This is a genomic window from Streptomyces sp. NPDC053432, assembly GCF_055585365.1.
The window spans coordinates 149,864-166,463 of record NZ_JBVJKF010000017.1; the positions used below are offsets into that span (position 1 = coordinate 149,864).

Here is a 16,600-nt window from a genome sequence, read left to right on the forward strand (position 1 = left end):
CCAACCGACCCCGGAGGTGCCCCACTGTGGCCACGCCCGACCGCACCGACCACCAGGGCCGCAAGTTCCTCGGCCTGCTCTCGCTGCCCGAGCGGCGCTTCATCGCCGATGCCCTGCGCGCCGAGACCGTCGGCGGTGTGCTGCTCCTCGTGGCCGCGGTCGCCGCCCTGATCTGGGCCAACACCCCGGGCCTGGCGGAGAGCTACAAGACCGTCAGGGACTTCCACATCGGCCCCGCCGCCCTCGGCCTGGACCTCTCGATCCAGCACTGGGCGGCCGACGGCCTGCTGGCGATCTTCTTCTTCGTGGCCGGCATCGAGCTCAAGCGCGAACTGGTCGCGGGCGACCTGCGCGACCCCAAGGCGGCCGCCCTCCCGGTCATCGCCGCCCTGTGCGGCATGGCCGTCCCGGCCCTGGTCTACACCCTCGTCAACACCCTCGGCAGCGGCTCGACGGCCGGCTGGGCCGTCCCGACCGCCACCGACATCGCCTTCGCGCTCGCCGTCCTCGCCGTCATCGGCACCTCGCTGCCCTCGGCGCTGCGCGCGTTCCTGCTGACCCTCGCCGTCGTCGACGACCTCTTCGCGATCATCATCATCGCCGTGTTCTTCACCAGCGAGATCGACTTCCTGGCGCTCGGCGGGGCGCTGGCCGGCCTGGTCCTCTTCTGGTTCCTGCTGCGCCGGGGCGTCCACGGCTGGTACGTCTACGTCCCGCTCGCCCTGGTCATCTGGGGCCTGATGTACAACAGCGGGGTCCACGCCACCATCGCCGGTGTCGCGATGGGCCTGATGCTCCGCTGCCACACCCGGGAGGGCGAGGCGCACTCCCCCGGCGAGCACATCGAGCACCTGGTCCGGCCGGTCTCGGCCGGACTCGCCGTGCCGCTCTTCGCGCTCTTCTCCGCCGGTGTGTCGCTCTCCGACAAGGCCATCGCCGAGGTCTTCACCCGGCCCGAGACCCTCGGCGTCGTCCTCGGCCTGGTCGTCGGCAAGACCGTGGGCATCTTCGGCGGCACCTGGCTGGCCGCCCGCTTCACCAAGGCCGAGCTGAACGAGGACCTCGCCTGGCCCGACGTACTGGCCGTGGCCTCGCTCGCCGGCATCGGCTTCACCGTCTCCCTGCTCATCGGCGAGCTCGCCTTCGCCGACGACCCCGTGCTCACCGACGAGATCAAGGCCGCCGTCCTGATCGGCTCCCTGATCGCCGCTGTCATCGCCTGCGTCCTGCTCAAGCTCCGCGACCGCAAGTACAAGGCGCTCACCGACGCCGAGGAGCGCGACGAGGACCAGGACGGCATCCCGGACATCTACGAGGAGCACAACCCGGCGTACCACCTGCGGATGGCGAAGATCTACGAGGAGCGGGCCGCGGAGCACCGCCGCAAGGCCGAAGCGGCGGCCGGGGCCAGCAACCGGGCCGACCGTCCGGCATGATCTGACTGACGACGGAGGACAGCCGCCGGCGACGTACGAAGCACACCGGCAGACGACAAGAGGGAGAGAGCGATGAGTGCAGTGGACCAAGGGGCGCAAGGAGCCGAGCGCACGCTGGGCCAGCTGGTCGCCTCGGCCACCGCCGAGATGTCCGCCCTGGTGCACGACGAGATCGCCCTCGCCAAGGTGGAGCTCAAGCAGGACGTCAAGCGCGCGGGCATCGGCAGCGGGGCCGCGATCGTCGCGGGAGTGCTGCTGCTCTTCTCCCTGCCGGTGCTGAGCTTCGCCGCGGCCTACGGGATCCACAACCTCGGGCTCGGGCTCGCATGGTCCTTCCTCATCGTCGGCGTGGCGTTCTGGGTGCTCGCGGCCGTGATCGGACTGATCGCCATGTCCAAGTTCAAGAAGGTCAAGCCGCCGGTGAAGACGATCGAGTCCGTCAAGCAGACCTCCGCGGTGCTCGGAACCGTCAAGCCGCACCCGCGTCCGGTGAGTGACCAGGCCGTGGGTGTGGCACGCTCGTCCTCATGACAGCGCCCACGCCGGACCCCAGCACTCCCCCCACTGCTGCCACGGCGGTACGGCTCGACCTCCCCGGCGGGAGAGCGGTGACGCACCGGGACGTCGCGGCCAACGGCGCCCGCTTCCACGTCGCCGAGGTCGGCGACGGGCCGCTGGTGCTGCTCCTGCACGGCTTCCCGCAGTTCTGGTGGACCTGGCGGCACCAGCTGACCGCGCTCGCCGACGCCGGGTACCGGGCGGTCGCGATGGACCTGCGCGGGGTGGGCGGCAGCGACCGCACGCCGCGCGGCTACGACCCCGCGAACCTGGCACTCGACATCACCGGGGTCGTACGGTCCCTGGGCGAGCCGGACGCCGCCCTCGTCGGACACGACCTGGGCGGGTACCTCGCGTGGACGGCCGCGGTGATGCGGCCGAAGCTGGTGCGCCGGCTCGTCGTCTCCTCGATGCCGCACCCGCGCCGCTGGCGCTCGGCGATGCTGTCGGACTTCGGCCAGACCAGGGCCAGTTCGCACATCTGGGGTTTCCAGCGGCCGTTCATCCCCGAGCGCCGGCTCGTCGCCGACGACGGGGCGCTCGTCGGGGAGTTGATCCGGGAGTGGTCCGGTCCGCGGCTGCAGGAGACCATCACCGACGAGGACATCGCCGTCTACCGGCGGGCCATGTGCATCCCGTCCACCGCCCACTGCTCGGTGGAGCCGTACCGCTGGCTGATGCGGTCGATGGCGCGGCCCGACGGGCTGCAGTTCAACCGGCGGATGAAGCGGCCGGTGCGGGTGCCGACGCTGCACCTGCACGGCTCGCTCGATCCGGTGATGCGGACGCGGAGCGCGGCCGGTTCCGGTGAGTACGTCGAAGCCCCTTACCGGTGGCGGCTGTTCGACGGGCTCGGGCACTTCCCGCACGAGGAGGACCCGGTGGCCTTCTCCTCCGAGTTGGTGAACTGGCTCAAGGACCCCGAGCCGGACCGCTGACCGAGCCTCACATAACCGGCATAACCGGTATGACAAGCATTCAATTGCCTGGCGCATAGGCCAATTGGCCCCCGCAGAGGGGGTTACCGACCTTGGGGCACGGGCACAGCTCGGAGTATGGGCTGGACGCACGACTACGGTGACACCGCACACGAAGACCGCTCGGCCGCCGCGCCGGGCACTCACGAGAGGGGCGGCCGGCACGGCCACGACCTCCGACTCGGGATTCCGCGCATCCTTCGCCGCCGGGCCCTGTGGGTCTCGGCGCGCCTCCGTCATCCACGGACGTAGAGGCCGCCCGGGCCGGGGCGCGGCGGATGCGGGGACGGGTCAGAGGGCGCAGCCCTGGCTGTCGACCCGCCGGTCGGCGGTCCTGCCGACCCGGATGTCGTCGCGGATCTCGTCCACCGTCAGCGCGTAGCCGGTGTTCGGGTCGTCGAGGGACTTGGCGAAGACGACCCCGTACACCTTGCCGTCGGGCGTCAGCAGCGGGCCGCCGGAGTTGCCCTGGCGGACGGTCGCGAACAGCGAGTAGACGTCCCGTCGGACGGTGCCCCGGTGGTAGATGTCCGGGCCGTTGGCGTTGATCCGGCCGCGTACGCGGGCCGCGCGCACGTCGTACGCGCCGTTCTCCGGGAAGCCGGCGACGATCGCGTCGTTGCCGCTCACCGCGTCCTTCTCGGTGAACTCCAGCGCCGGCGCCTTCAGCTTGGGCACGTCCAGCACGGCGATGTCGCGCGCCCAGTCGTAGAGCACGACCTTGCCGTCGTACAGCTTGCCCTCGCCGCCGATCTGCACGGTCGGCTCGGCGACCCCGCCGACGACGTGGGCGTTGGTCATCACCTTGCCGGGCGCGAAGACGAAGCCCGTGCCCTCCAGCACCTTGCTGCAGCTGGGCGCGGTGCCGACGACCTTCACGATGGAGCCCTTGGCCTGCTCGGTGACGGGGCTCCTGACAAGGTCCGGATCCGGTGCCTGCACCGCGGGGATCGGCTCGTTCGCGAACGGGGTGAACACCTGCGGGAAGCCGTTGCGCTCCAGGGTGGAGCTGAAGTCGGAGAACCACGTGTTGGCCTGGTCGGGCAGTACCCGCGACACGCCGAGCAGCACCCTGGAGTTGCGCACCTCCTTGCCCAGCGTGGGCAGCGAGGTACCGGCGAGCAGCAGGCCGATCAGCCAGGCCACCAGCAGCATCGCGACGACGTTGACCACGGCACCCGCGGTCGCGTCGACCACGCGCGCCGGTGACCAGGTGATGCGGCGGCGGAGCCTGCTGCCGAGGTGGGTGGTCAGCGCCTGGCCGACGGAGGCGAAGACGATGATCACGACGACGGCGATGACCACGACCGTGGTGGAGACCTGGCTGCCGTTGTCCGTCAGCCGGTCCCAGACGAGCGGCAGCAGGGACACGGCGATGAGGCCGCCGCCCAGGAAGCCGATCACCGACAGGATGCCGACGACGAACCCCTGCCGGTAGCCGACGATCGCGAACCACACGGCGGCGACCAACAACAAGATGTCCAGCACGTTCACGTGGGCCACCGTCTCATGCGTGCCAGTCGAGCGGGACCTGCCGTGACCGGTCCCACGGACGCTCCCAGCCCGAGAAGTGCAGGATCCGGTCGATCACCCCTGCGGTGAAACCCCAGACCAGAGCCGACGCGACGGTGAAACCCGGCCCCAGGTGGCCGCGCGGGTGGACGGTGGTGACCCGGTGCTCGGGGTCCGTGAGATCGGCCACGGGCACGGTGAAGACCCGGGCCGTCTCGGCCGGGTCCACCGCGCCGACGGGGCTGGGCGTACGCCACCAGCCGAGGACCGGGGTCACGACGAACTCGCTCACCGGGATGTAGAGCCGGGGCAGCACCCCGAAGAGCTGCACCCCGGAGGGGTCGAGCCCGGTCTCCTCCTCGGCCTCCCGCAGGGCGGCGCGCAGCGGCCCGGTGGTGGCCGGATCGCCGTCCTCCGGGTCGAGGGCGCCGCCCGGGAAGGAGGGCTGACCCGCATGCGAGCGCAGGGTCCCGGCGCGCTCCATGAGGAGCAGCTCGGGGCCGCGGGGGCCCTCGCCGAAGAGGACGAGCACGGCCGACTGCCGCCCGCGGCCGTCCGGCGGGGGCAGGAAGCGGCTGAGCTGCGGCCCCTTCACGGTGCGGGCCGCCTCGACGACGGGGTCGAGCCAGGCGGGCAGGCCATCGGTGCTCAGGACGGCGCTGCCGCCCCCCTGGGCCTCGGCCGTCGTCTCGTCCCGCGTACCGCTACCGCTGCTCGTCATGGGCATCCCCGTCCGTATCTCCCTCAACCGCCAACGCGGTGCGGGTGCCGATTCGTTCCTACGGCTGCAGCGCCGCTGCCGGGGCTCCGCCCCGGGCCCCGTTGCTCAGAGGCCGGAGGGGCTGGACCTGGCCGGGGCCGGGAGGCCCGGATAGTCCGGGGGCGGGTTCAGACGCTGGCCGGGCTGGCCGCCCTTCTCGTACTTGAGCAGCTTCTTCGCCTTCTCCGGATCGGTCTCCCCCTCGCCGTACGCCGGGCAGAGCGGGGCGATGGGGCAGGCGCCGCAGGCGGGCCTGCGCGCGTGGCAGATCCGGCGGCCGTGGAAGACGACGCGGTGCGAGAGCATCGTCCACTCGCTCTTCGGGAAGATCGCGCAGATCTCCGCCTCGACCTTCTCCGGGTCCTCCTGCTCGGTCCACTTCCAGCGGCGCACGAGCCGGCCGAAGTGGGTGTCGACGGTGATGCCCGGGACGCCGAAGGCATTGCCCAGCACCACGTTCGCCGTCTTGCGGCCGACTCCGGGCAGGGTCACCAGATCCTCGATCCGGCCGGGGACCTCCCCGCCGAAGTCGTCCCGAAGCGCCTGCGACAGGCCGAGCAGGGACCTGGCCTTGGCCCGGAAGAACCCGGTCGGCCGGATCAGCTCCTCCAGATCCTCGGGCACGGCCGCGGCCATGTCCTCGGGGGTGGGGTAGGCGGCGAACAGCGCCGGGGTCGTCTGGTTCACCCGCAGGTCGGTGGTCTGGGCGGACAGCACCGTCGCGACCAGCAGCTCGAAGGGATTGCGGAAGTCGAGCTCCGGATGGGCGTACGGATAGAGCTCGGCCAGCTCGCGGTTGATCCGGCGGGCCCTGCGCACCATGGCGAGGCGCGATTCGGCCCTCTGCGGCCCGGGCTTCGAGGCGGCTCTCGGCTTCGACGCTTTCTTGGCCGAACCTTTGCCCTCGGAGGCGGATCGGGCCGCCGCGGACACCTCCCCGGGCGCTTGTTCGCCCACGGCTGAATTTTGGGGCGCCGTCACTCCTGCGGACCCCTTGGCCTGTGCTCTCACCGGCTTATTGGACACCCGGCCAGCCTAAGGCCGGGCGCTGACACCCGCCCGGACCTCAGGTAACACCACCCCGATTGGTCTCCCACCGCACAGCACGCGCCTCCGTCCGGCATCCTTAGTAGTGATTGATCGCACTGTTTGAGCCGTCCGGCAAAATGGGGGCGCGGTCCCCTGAGCTGGTCGACATAGGAGAGAGACTCGTGGACGACGTTCTGCGGCGCGCCCCGCTCTTCGCGGCGCTCGATGACGAGCAGGCCGCGGAGCTCCGCGCCTCCATGGGCGAGGTGACCCTCGCACGCGGCGACGCCCTGTTCCACGAGGGCGACCCCGGCGACCGGCTGTATGTCGTGACCGAGGGCAAGGTGAAGCTGCACCGCACCTCCCCCGACGGCCGCGAGAACATGCTGGCCGTCCTCGGCCCCGGCGAGCTGATCGGCGAGCTGTCGCTCTTCGACCCGGGCCCGCGCACCGCCACCGCGACCGCGCTGACCGAGGTCAAGCTGCTCGGCCTCGGCCACGGCGACCTCCAGCCCTGGCTCAACGCCCGGCCCGAGGTCGCGACCGCGCTGCTGCGTGCCGTCGCCCGGCGCCTGCGCAAGACCAACGACCAGATGTCCGACCTGGTCTTCTCCGACGTTCCCGGCCGTGTGGCGCGGGCGCTCCTGGACCTGTCGCGCCGCTTCGGCGTGCAGTCCGAAGAGGGCATCCACGTCGTGCACGACCTCACGCAGGAGGAGCTGGCCCAGCTCGTCGGCGCGTCGCGCGAGACCGTGAACAAGGCCCTGGCCGACTTCGCGGGCCGCGGCTGGCTCCGCCTGGAGGCGCGCGCGGTGATCCTGCTGGACGTGGAGCGCCTCGCGAAGCGTTCCCGCTGACGCTGTCGTCGCAGTGAAGGGGGTCCTGCCCACGGGGGCGGGGCCCCTTCGCGTTTCGGCTGCTCACGGCCCCCTGCGGGGGGGGCACAGTTGGCCGTATGGAGCACAGAGGCGTGGACGCGTACGGGTTCTTCGAGCGCGAGGGGTCGCTCGGGCAGGTGCAGGCCGAGTTCAGGGCCGTCGTAGCGGCCGCGCGCGAGCGGATCGCCGAGGCCTACGGGCGGCGGCTGCACAGCGCCTACCTGTACGGCTCCGTGCCGCGCGGAGCGGCCCGCCCCGGGCGGTCGGACCTCGACCTGCTGCTCGTCCTGCACCACGAGCCCTCCCAGGACGACCGGGACACCACCGAGGTGCTGGCGCGCGGGCTCGACGAGGACTTCGCGGAGATCGACGGGGTCGGCGTCCTTCTGCACGGCAAGGCCCGGATGCTCAGCGAGGCGGAACGATTCGACCTGGGCTGGTTCCTCGCCGTCCTGTGCACCCCGCTGCTCGGCGACGACCTGGCCGAGCACCTGCCGCGCTACCGGCCCGACGGCCTGCTCGCCCGCGAGACCAACGGCGACCTGGCCGAGCTGCTGCCCGGCTGGCGCGCCGGGGAACGGGCCGCGGCCACCCCGGAGGAGTACCGGAGGCTGAGCCGGTCCTGCGCCCGGCGTCTCGTCCGGACGGGACTGACGCTGGTCATGCCCCGGTGGGGCGGCTGGACCAGCGATCTCACCGAGTCCGCCGAGATCTTCGGCCGGTACTACCCCGAGCGCGCGGCGCAGATGCGGGCCGCGGCCGCTGTCGCACTGGATCCCGTCGCGGACCCGGCGGTGCTGCGCTCGTACGTCGAGGACCTCGGGCCGTGGCTCGCGGACGAGTACACGGCCCGGCACGGCACGAAGAGCCCCCGAACGGCCTAAGGGCCCGTCTTCGGATCCGGCCGGACAGGAAGACAGGCCCTAGAGCTCCGGGCCGCCCGGGATCAGGCCGTGGTCCTGGAGGTACTCCAGCTGCGCCCGGACCGACCATTCCGCGGCCGGCCAGAGGGAACGGTCCACGTCCGCGTAGACGTGGCGGACCACGGCCTCCGGGGTGACGAAGCCGTTCTCGACCGCGGTCTCGACCTGCGCGAGCCGGTGCGCCCGGTGGGCCAGGTAGAACTCCACGGCGCCCTGGGCGTCCTCCAGCACCGGCCCGTGGCCCGGCAGGACGGTGTGCACGCCGTCGTCGACCGTGAGCGAGCGCAGGCGGCGCAGGGAGTCCAGGTAGTCGCCCAGGCGGCCGTCGGGGTGGGCGACGACGGTCGTGCCCCGGCCGAGGACGGTGTCGCCGGTCAGCACCGCCCGGTCGGCGGGCAGGTGGAAGCAGAGCGAGTCGCTGGTGTGCCCGGGCGTCGGGACCACGCGCAGCTCCAGCCCGCCGGTCCGGATCACGTCGCCGGCCGCGAGGCCCTCGTCGCCGAGGCGCAGCGCCGGGTCCAGGGCGCGGACCTTCGTGCCGGTGAGCTCGGCGAAGCGGCCGGCGCCCTCGGCGTGGTCGGGGTGGCCGTGGGTGAGCAGGGTCAGGGCGATCCGCTTGCCCGCCTGCTCGGCGGCCGCGATGACGGCGCGCAGGTGGCCGTCGTCCAGCGGCCCGGGGTCGATGACGACGGCCAGGTCGGAGTCGGGCTCGGACAGCAGCCAGGTGTTGGTGCCGTCCAGGGTCATCGCGGAGGCGTTGGGAGCCAGGACGTTCACGGCACGCGTGGTCGCGGGCCCGGAGGAGACCACTCCGCGGGGCTGTCCGGGCAGCGCGCCTGCCGCGGTCACCCCGCGCTCCCGGAGCGGTCGGCGGGACGGTCGGCGGAGCGGTCGGCGGGGCCGAGGCCGACGCGCTTGGTGAACTCGTCATGACCCGGCCAGCTCAGCACCAGCTCGCCGTCCTCCATCGCGGCCCTGGCCAGCACCGGGGTGAGGTCCTTGGCACCCGCCGCCGCGAGTGCGTCCGCGGCGCTCCCGTACGGCTCCAGGGAGCGCAGGGTGGAGATGGTCGGCGGCATCATCAGCAGCTCGCCCTTGTCGTACCCGGCGGCCGCGTCGGCCGGGCGGATCCAGACGGTCCGGTCGGCCTCGGTGGAGGCGTTGCGGGTGCGCTGGCCCTCCGGGAGGGCGGCGACGAAGAACCAGGTGTCGTAGCGGCGCTGCTCGAACTCCGGGGTGATCCAGCGCGCCCACGCCCCGAGCAGGTCGGAGCGGAGCCGCAGGCCGCGGCGGTCGAGGAACTCCGCGAAGGACAGCTCCCGGGCCACGAGGGCGGCGCGGTCGGCCTCCCAGTCGTCGCCGGTGGTGTCCCCGACGACGGTGTCCTCGCTCAGCCCGGCGAGCAGGACGCCGGCCTCTTCGAAGGTCTCCCGTACGGCTCCGCAGACGATGGCTTGGGCGGTACGGATGTCCGTGCCGAGCCGCTCGGCCCATTCGGCCCGGCCGGGCCCGGCCCAGCCGACCTGGTGCTCCTCGTCGCGGGGGTCGACCCCGCCGCCGGGATAGGCGTACGCGCCTCCGGCGAAGGCCATGGAGGCCCGTCTGCGCAGCATGTGCACGGTGGGGCCGGCGGGGGTGTCGCGCAGCAGCATGACGGTGGCGGCGCGCTTCGGTTCCACCGGGACCAGGGAGCCGTCCGCGAGCGCGCGGATGCGGTCGGGCCACTCCGGGGGGTACCACTGGCCTCCGGCGGGGGGCGGGGCGGGCTGCGCCTGCTGCTGATTCGGCATGGCGGGATGCTACGGCCATCCGGCCCGATGTTCGAGGGCCTACCGCTGCGCGGGGCGGCCGGGGGCCGCCTGCCGGGCGCGGCCCAAGGACCCGGGGCTCCGCCCCGGACCCCGCTCCTCAAACGCCGGAGGGGCTGGAATCGCCCTGCGGGCGATCCAGCCCCTCCGGGGGTCGCAGGGTCAGGCGCCCGCGACCAGTTCGACCTGGATCTCGACCTCGACCGGCGCGTCCAGCGGCAGGACCGCCACACCGACGGCGCTGCGGGCGTGCACGCCCTTGTCGCCGAGGACCTCGCCCAGCAGCTCGCTCGCACCGTTCAGCACGCCCGGCTGGGCGGTGAAGTCCGGGGCCGAGGCGACGAAGCCGACGACCTTCACGACGCGCGCGATCTTGTCGAGGTCACCGATGACCGACTTGACGGCGGCCAGGGCGTTCAGCGCGCACACGGCGGCGAGCTCCTTGGCCTGCTCCGCCGAGACCTCCGCGCCGACCTTGCCGGTGATCGGCATGCTGCCCTTGACCATCGGGAGCTGACCCGCGGTGAAGACGTACGCGCCCGACCGGACGGCCGGCTGGTACGCGGCGAGCGGCGGGACGACCTCGGGGAGGGTCAGGCCGAGCTCGGCCAGCCTCGCTTCGACGGCGCTCATGCCTTCTCCCTCTTCAGGTAGGCCACGAGCTGCTCGGGGTTGTTCGGCCCGGGCACGACCTGGACGAGCTCCCAGCCGTCCTCGCCCCAGGTGTCCAGGATCTGCTTGGTGGCGTGAACCAGCAGCGGGACCGTCGCGTATTCGAACTTCTTGGTCATGGGAGCGAGGGTAGTGCCTGCGGTCCGGGGCGAAGGAATTAGGCTCGGACGCTGTGAGCAGGCTCCAGGTGGTCAGCGGCAAGGGCGGCACGGGCAAGACCACGGTCGCCGCGGCACTCGCGCTCGCCCTCGCACGCGAGGGCAAGCGGACTCTTCTCGTGGAGGTCGAGGGCAGGCAGGGCATCGCACAGCTCTTCGGGACGGAGGCGCTCCCCTACGAGGAGCGCAAGATCGCGGTGGCGCCCGGCGGCAGCGGCGAGGTCTTCGCCCTCGCCATCGACGCCGAGCGGGCCCTGCTGGACTACCTCCAGATGTTCTACAAGCTCGGCTCGGCCGGCCGCGCGCTCAAGAAGCTCGGCGCCATCGACTTCGCCACGACCATCGCCCCCGGCCTGCGCGACGTGCTGCTGACGGGCAAGGCCTGCGAGGCGGTGCGGCGCAAGGACCGGGCCGGTCGGTTCGTCTACGACCACGTGGTCATGGACGCGCCGCCGACCGGGCGGATCACCCGCTTCCTGAACGTCAACGACGAGGTGGCGGGCCTGGCCCGGTTCGGGCCGATCCACAACCAGGCGCAGGCCGTCATGAAGGTGCTCAAGTCCCCCGAGACGGCCGTCCACCTGGTCACGCTGCTGGAGGAGATGCCCGTCCAGGAGACCGCTGACGGCATCGCGGAACTGCGCGAGGCCGGACTTCCCGTCGGGCGGGTCGTCGTCAACATGGTGCGCCCGCACCATCTGGACGAGGACACCCTGCGCACCGCCGCCGAGGACCACCGCGCCGGTGTCGCCCGGGCGCTGTCCCGCGCAGGGCTCGGCGGAGCGCGCCGCGGCGGGCTCGCCGAGCGGCTGGTGGAGCCGCTGCTCACGCAGGCCGCCGAGCACGCGAGCCGGGTGGAGCTGGAGCGTGAGCAGCGCGCCGTACTGGGGGAGCTGGACATGCCGACGTACGAACTCCCGCTGCTCGGCGCGGGGATGGACCTGGCGGGGCTGTACGAGCTGGCCAAGGAACTGCGCAAGCAGTCGGTGGGCGAATGAGCGAGGGGGTGGACACCGTGGCTCTGGACTCTCCGCCGCGGCTGGAGGTCGACGGACTGCTCGACGACCGGGGGACGCGGATCATCGTGTGCTGCGGCGCGGGCGGGGTCGGCAAGACCACGACGGCCGCGGCGCTCGGCGTACGCGCGGCCGAGCGCGGGCGGAAGGCGGTCGTGCTGACCATCGACCCGGCACGGCGGCTCGCGCAGTCGATGGGGATCGACTCGCTGGACAACACCCCGCGCGAGGTCGGGGGCGTGGGCGCCGACGGCGGCGGACTGCACGCCATGATGCTGGACATGAAGCGGACCTTCGACGAGATCGTCGAGGCGCACGCGGACGCCGAGCGGGCCCGGGCCATCCTCGCCAATCCCTTCTACCAGTCCCTGTCGGCCGGCTTCGCGGGCACGCAGGAGTACATGGCGATGGAGAAGCTGGGGCAGCTGCGGGCCCGCGACGACTGGGACCTGATCATCGTCGACACCCCGCCGAGCCGGTCGGCGCTGGACTTCCTCGACGCGCCGAAGCGTCTCGGGTCCTTCCTGGACGGGAAGTTCATCCGGGTGCTGATGGCTCCGGCGAAGGTGGGCGGCCGGGCGGGGATGAAGTTCCTCAACGTCGGCATGTCGATCATGACGGGCACCCTGAGCAAGCTGATGGGCGCCTCGCTGCTGAAGGACGTTCAGACCTTCGTGGCCGCCATGGACACGATGTTTGGCGGCTTCCGCACCCGGGCCGACGCGACCTTCCGGCTGCTGCAGGCTCCCGGTACGGCCTTCCTCGTGGTCGCCGCGCCCGAACCGGACGCCCTGCGCGAGGCCGCGTACTTCGTGGAGCGGCTGGCCGCGGAGAAGATGCCGCTGGCCGGTCTCGTACTGAACCGGGTGCACGGCAGCGGCGCCGACCAGCTGTCCGCCGAACGGGCGTTGGCCGCCGCGGAGAATCTTGAAGACGACGGCATTGTCGATCAGGAGTCCGGGAAGGCTGGACTTCGTGACCGGGCCGACGACGGCTCCCCCGAAACCGGCAACGGCGATCCGGCCCACCTGCCCCACCCGTCCGACCGTTCAGCCGTCGTGGACGGCATCACCGCAGGCCTGCTGCGCCTGCACGCGGAGAGGATGCAGGTGATCGCGCGCGAGCAGCGCACACGCGATCGCTTCACCTCACTGCACCCCGAAGTGGCGGTGGCCGAAGTGGCCGCCCTGCCCGGCGATGTGCACGACCTCGCCGGGCTGCGGGCCATCGGAGAGCGACTCGCGGCCGGGGTTCCGGCCGGAGCGTAGGCGTTCGTACGACGTGGTGGCCGTGTGGTCTACCCGGCTGCCGCGTACGTCTCGTACGGAACGTCGATCTCCGCATCTGCATCCATGGTGAGGATGCCCGTGCTGCGCTCGTACTCCGTGCGGGCGGTTTCGAGCAGCCGTCGCCACGAGGTGACGGTGGGACGCCGGCGCAGCAGCGCACGTCGTTCCCGCTCGGTCATTCCGCCCCACACGCCGAATTCGACGCGATTGTCGAGCGCATCGGCCAGGCACTCGGTCCGCACCGGACATCCGGTGCACACCGCCTTGGCCCTGTTCTGTGCCGCTCCTTGAACGAACAGTTCATCCGGATCGGTAGTGCGGCAGGCTGCCTGCGCACTCCAGTCGGTAACCCAGCCCATCCCGGCGCCGTCCTCTCCCGAATCGAGGCTCCCCCACGGCGGTAGCGGCATATTCACCGCTGCCAGTTGAGGACGTTACGGAAGGCGAGCACAGTGCAACACCCCCGACGGGCCCAATCTTGAATGGTCCGAACGGACTATGGGTAAGCGGCAGATCACCCGACGGAGTGATCCGGCGACATGCCCGACCATTCCGGCGATTCGGATGAAATCGGCGGGCATCACGAAGGCACGGCCACAGCGGGGAGCGGGATTCGGACATGAGTCCACCCGGTTCGGGAAGGGTGAAAATCAAGCCGAGGGGTTGATGTCGTACCGGACTGCTGTGACAGTTGGGGTCAGCTTAGGCCAAGGCATTCGCATGTGTCCGGCGAATCAGAACGTAGGCTGCCCTCCATGGGAAAGAAGCGCTCGGGCGGCGGGCTCACGGGGAGCCAGCAGGCCGCCAAGTTCCTCGGTGTGTCCGTTCTCTCCGGAGTGGTGCTGGCCGGCATGGCGATTCCGGCGGCGGGTGCCCTCGGGCTCGCGGCCAAGGGCACGGTCGAGGGATTCGATGAGATCCCGGCCAATCTCAAGACTCCGCCGCTGAGTCAGCGGACCACGATTCTGGACGCCGAAGGTGGCTTGATCGCCACTGTCTATTCGCGCGACCGGCAGGTCGTCCCGCTCACGGCGATCTCCCCGTACATGCAGAAGGCGATCGTCGCCATCGAGGACTCGCGTTTCTACGAGCACGGCGCGGTCGACCTCAAGGGCATCCTGCGCGCGGTCAACCGCAACGCGCAGGAGGGCGGCGCGGCGCAGGGCGCCTCGACGCTCACCCAGCAGTACGTGAAGAACGTCTTCGTCGAAGAGGCCGGTGACGACGAGACCAAGGTGCGCGAGGCCCAGGAGAAGAGCCTCGGGCGCAAGATCCGCGAGCTGAAGTACGCGATCCAGGTCGAGGAGGAGCTCGGGAAGAAGAAGATCCTCGAGAACTACCTCAACATCACCTTCTTCGGCCAGCAGGCCTACGGCATCGAGTCCGCGGCCCAGCGCTACTTCAGCAAGCCGGCCAAGGACCTGACCCTGGAGGAGTCCGCGCTGCTGGCGGGCGTCGTCCAGTCGCCGAGCCGGTTCGACCCCGTGAACGACGTGACCGAGGCGACCAAGCGCCGCAACCTCGTCCTCCAGCGGATGGCCGACATCAAGGACATCTCCCAGACGGAGGCGGACGCGGCGAAGGCGAAGCCGGTCGTACTGAAGGTGACCAAGCCCAAGAACGGCTGCATCACCGCGGTCAAGGGCGCCGGGTTCTTCTGCGACTACGTCAGGAACTCCTTCCTCGACGACACCGCCTTCGGCAAGACCCGCGAGGAGCGCGCGAAGGTCTGGAACCAGGGTGGCCTGACGGTCCGTACGACCCTGGACCCGCAGTCGCAGGAGTCGGTGAACGAGTCCATCAAGGACCACGTGGACCAGGACGACAAGGTCGCGACGGCCGTCACCCTCGTCCAGCCCGGCACCGGGCGGGTCCTCGCCATGGGGCAGTCCAAGCCGTACGGCTTCGCCAAGAACGAGACCCAGATCAACTTCTCGGTGGACAAGAAGATGGGCGGCTCGAACTTCGGCTTCCCGACCGGCTCCACCTTCAAGGCGTTCGTCGCCGCGGCCGCCATCGAGCGCGGGCTGCCGCCGACGAAGACGTACCTGTCCCCGTACGACATGGACTACCCGAGCCCGGTGCAGACCTGCGGCGACAAGCCCTGGGTCAACACCGGCAGGGACCGGGTGGAGAACGAGACCGAGTCCGAGGTCGGCCCGTACGCGATGAAGGAGGCGATGGCCAAGTCGGTCAACACCTACTTCGTCGAGATGATCTCCGAGGTCGGTCTCTGCCCCGTCACCGAGATGACCACCAAGCTCGGCGTGATCCCGGCCAACGGCACCAAGCTCCCCGAGGTACCGGCCATCGCGCTCGGCACCGAGGGCATGTCCCCGCTGACCATGGCCAACGCGTACGCCACCTTCGCCAACCGGGGCGTGTACTGCACCCCGGTCGCCATCGAGTCGATCACCGACGCGCACGGCAAGGCGCTGACCGTCCCGAAGTCCAGGTGCGACCGGGCGATGAGCGAGAAGACCGCCGACACCATCAACACGCTGCTGCTCGGCGTGGTCGACTCCGGTACCGGCCAGCAGTCGGGTCTGACCGACCGGCAGAGCGCGGGCAAGACCGGTACGACCGACAGCCGCTACAACGCCTGGTTCGTCGGCTACACGCCGAACATGGCCGGCGCGACCTGGGTCGGCTCCGGCGGCACCAAGCAGGTGTCGATGGAGAACATCACCATCGGCGGCCAGTACTACGACAAGGTCTTCGGCGGTGGCCTGCCCGGCCCGATCTGGAAGCAGGCGGTCTCGGGCGCGCTCTCCGGCCGTGAGGCACTGACCTTCACCACGGTGAACATCCCCGACGGCGCCGGCCCCGTCGTCGGCGGCAGCAAGCCCAGCCCGGGCAAGCCGAACAAGCCCGGCAAGCCCGGCCGCGACAACAAGCCCGGCGACGGACAGCCGGGCGGGACGACGGCCGGCGGAACGACCGCCGCCGGAGCCACCGGCGGGAACCCGGGCGGGACGGATCCCCTCGGCGGGTTCACGCTCCCGCCGGGCGTCATCGGCGGCCGCGACTAGGCGGCGCGCAGCAGCACGGAAAGAGGGAGGGCCCCCGCCGGATCCGGAGTCGGATGCGGCGGGGGCCCCCTCTTGGTGTTGCTAGGAGAGGTGCTTCTTCACGGCGGCGGCGACCCGCCCGCCCTCCGCGAGGCCCGCGACCTTCGGGTTCACGATCTTCATGACGGCGCCCATGGCCCGCGGCCCCTCGGCACCCACGGCCCTGGCCTCCTCGACGGCCTGCGCCACGATCGCGTCGAGCTCCTCGTCCCCGAGCTGCTTGGGCAGGTAGGTGTCGAGGAACTCGCCCTCCGCGGTCTCGCGCGCGGCCTGCTCGGCGCGGCCGCCCTGCGCGAAGGCCTCGGCGGCCTCGCGGCGCTTCTTCGCCTCCTTGGCGATCACCTTGAGGACTTCCTCGTCGGAGAGCACACGGGCTTCCTTGCCCGCGACCTCCTGGTTGGTGATGGCGGAGAGGGTCAGGCGCAGGGTGGACGAGTGCAGCTCGTTCCGCTCCCTGATGGCGGTCGTGAGGTCTTCCTGGAGCTTGGCCTTGAGCGTGGTCATGGACATGAG

General features: G+C 71.4%; 17 protein-coding genes. 8 read left to right on the plus strand and 9 right to left on the minus strand.

Translation table 11 applies throughout. The features are described 5' to 3' along the window. Positions 1-26: 26 nt before the first annotated feature. The 3 genes from nhaA (at position 27) to ACZ6Y1_RS26110 (ending at position 2,932) form a co-directional block, all read left to right on the plus strand. The gene (nhaA, locus tag ACZ6Y1_RS26100) at positions 27-1,436 is read left to right on the plus strand and encodes a Na+/H+ antiporter NhaA (protein WP_469634431.1); all 1,410 of its coding nucleotides are present in this window, start codon (positions 27-29) and stop codon (positions 1,434-1,436) included. 72 nt (positions 1,437-1,508) lie between these two features. Continuing rightward, a complete protein-coding gene (locus tag ACZ6Y1_RS26105; protein ID WP_469634433.1) occupies positions 1,509-1,967 on the plus strand; it encodes a phage holin family protein in 459 nt (152 codons plus the stop codon). After that, positions 1,964-2,932 carry an alpha/beta fold hydrolase gene (locus ACZ6Y1_RS26110; RefSeq protein WP_469634436.1) on the plus strand — a complete coding sequence of 323 codons (969 nt, stop codon included), beginning with the start codon at positions 1,964-1,966 and terminating at the stop codon, positions 2,930-2,932. Before ACZ6Y1_RS26105 ends, ACZ6Y1_RS26110 begins: the two co-directional genes overlap by 4 nt. Positions 2,933-3,262: 330 nt before the next feature. On the opposite strand, the gene ACZ6Y1_RS26115 is transcribed toward ACZ6Y1_RS26110, so the two are convergent. From ACZ6Y1_RS26115 to nth, 3 genes are all read right to left on the minus strand, one after another. Next, the gene (locus ACZ6Y1_RS26115) at positions 3,263-4,465 is read right to left on the minus strand and encodes a MarP family serine protease (RefSeq protein WP_469634439.1); all 1,203 of its coding nucleotides are present in this window, start codon (positions 4,463-4,465) and stop codon (positions 3,263-3,265) included. A 13-nt stretch (positions 4,466-4,478) separates the two neighbouring features. Further along, the gene (locus ACZ6Y1_RS26120; protein ID WP_469634443.1) at positions 4,479-5,204 is read right to left on the minus strand and encodes an NUDIX hydrolase; all 726 of its coding nucleotides are present in this window, start codon (positions 5,202-5,204) and stop codon (positions 4,479-4,481) included. Between the two features lie 105 nt (positions 5,205-5,309). After that, positions 5,310-6,200, minus strand: a complete 891-nt coding sequence (nth, locus tag ACZ6Y1_RS26125; protein ID WP_469634446.1) for an endonuclease III — start codon at positions 6,198-6,200, stop codon at positions 5,310-5,312. 254 nt (positions 6,201-6,454) lie between these two features. Between nth and ACZ6Y1_RS26130 the strand changes: the two genes are divergently transcribed. Together ACZ6Y1_RS26130 and ACZ6Y1_RS26135 are read left to right on the plus strand one after the other, a co-directional pair. Beyond that, positions 6,455-7,129: a Crp/Fnr family transcriptional regulator gene (locus ACZ6Y1_RS26130; protein WP_003981529.1), complete on the plus strand. Its 675-nt coding sequence runs from the start codon at positions 6,455-6,457 to the stop codon at positions 7,127-7,129. Positions 7,130-7,227: 98 nt separating this feature from the next. Next, complete coding sequence (locus ACZ6Y1_RS26135) at positions 7,228-8,034, plus strand: nucleotidyltransferase domain-containing protein (RefSeq protein ID WP_469634449.1); 807 nt, start codon at positions 7,228-7,230, stop codon at positions 8,032-8,034. Positions 8,035-8,073: 39 nt separating this feature from the next. Here ACZ6Y1_RS26135 and ACZ6Y1_RS26140 read toward each other — a convergent pair whose 3' ends face one another. From ACZ6Y1_RS26140 to ACZ6Y1_RS26155, 4 genes are all read right to left on the minus strand, one after another. Next, a complete protein-coding gene (locus ACZ6Y1_RS26140) occupies positions 8,074-8,922 on the minus strand; it encodes an MBL fold metallo-hydrolase (RefSeq protein WP_469634452.1) in 849 nt (282 codons plus the stop codon). After that, a complete protein-coding gene (locus ACZ6Y1_RS26145; RefSeq protein WP_469634455.1) occupies positions 8,919-9,863 on the minus strand; it encodes an NUDIX hydrolase in 945 nt (314 codons plus the stop codon). Before ACZ6Y1_RS26145 ends, ACZ6Y1_RS26140 begins: the two co-directional genes overlap by 4 nt. Positions 9,864-10,043: 180 nt before the next feature. Further along, complete coding sequence (locus tag ACZ6Y1_RS26150) at positions 10,044-10,514, minus strand: RidA family protein (protein ID WP_469634458.1); 471 nt, start codon at positions 10,512-10,514, stop codon at positions 10,044-10,046. After that, positions 10,511-10,672: a DUF4177 domain-containing protein gene (locus ACZ6Y1_RS26155; protein ID WP_007264966.1), complete on the minus strand. Its 162-nt coding sequence runs from the start codon at positions 10,670-10,672 to the stop codon at positions 10,511-10,513. The genes ACZ6Y1_RS26150 and ACZ6Y1_RS26155 overlap by 4 nt, the downstream gene beginning before the upstream one ends. Positions 10,673-10,725: 53 nt before the next feature. On the opposite strand from ACZ6Y1_RS26155, the gene bagA reads away from it, so the two are divergent. Together bagA and bagB are read left to right on the plus strand one after the other, a co-directional pair. Beyond that, a complete protein-coding gene (gene bagA, locus ACZ6Y1_RS26160) occupies positions 10,726-11,709 on the plus strand; it encodes an ATPase BagA (protein WP_469634461.1) in 984 nt (327 codons plus the stop codon). Then, the gene (gene bagB / locus ACZ6Y1_RS26165) at positions 11,706-12,995 is read left to right on the plus strand and encodes an ATPase BagB (protein ID WP_469634464.1); all 1,290 of its coding nucleotides are present in this window, start codon (positions 11,706-11,708) and stop codon (positions 12,993-12,995) included. The genes bagA and bagB overlap by 4 nt, the downstream gene beginning before the upstream one ends. Positions 12,996-13,024: 29 nt before the next feature. Here bagB and ACZ6Y1_RS26170 read toward each other — a convergent pair whose 3' ends face one another. Continuing rightward, the gene (locus ACZ6Y1_RS26170) at positions 13,025-13,375 is read right to left on the minus strand and encodes a WhiB family transcriptional regulator (RefSeq protein ID WP_030648100.1); all 351 of its coding nucleotides are present in this window, start codon (positions 13,373-13,375) and stop codon (positions 13,025-13,027) included. A gap of 396 nt (positions 13,376-13,771) precedes the next feature. Here ACZ6Y1_RS26170 and ACZ6Y1_RS26175 point away from each other — a divergent pair, with 396 nt between their 5' ends. Next, entirely contained in the window at positions 13,772-16,048 is a 2,277-nt protein-coding gene (locus tag ACZ6Y1_RS26175; RefSeq protein ID WP_469634467.1) for a transglycosylase domain-containing protein, read from the plus strand. Positions 16,049-16,129: 81 nt separating this feature from the next. On the opposite strand, the gene ACZ6Y1_RS26180 is transcribed toward ACZ6Y1_RS26175, so the two are convergent. Next, a complete protein-coding gene (locus tag ACZ6Y1_RS26180; protein WP_469634470.1) occupies positions 16,130-16,591 on the minus strand; it encodes a GatB/YqeY domain-containing protein in 462 nt (153 codons plus the stop codon). Positions 16,592-16,600: the final 9 nt, after the last annotated feature.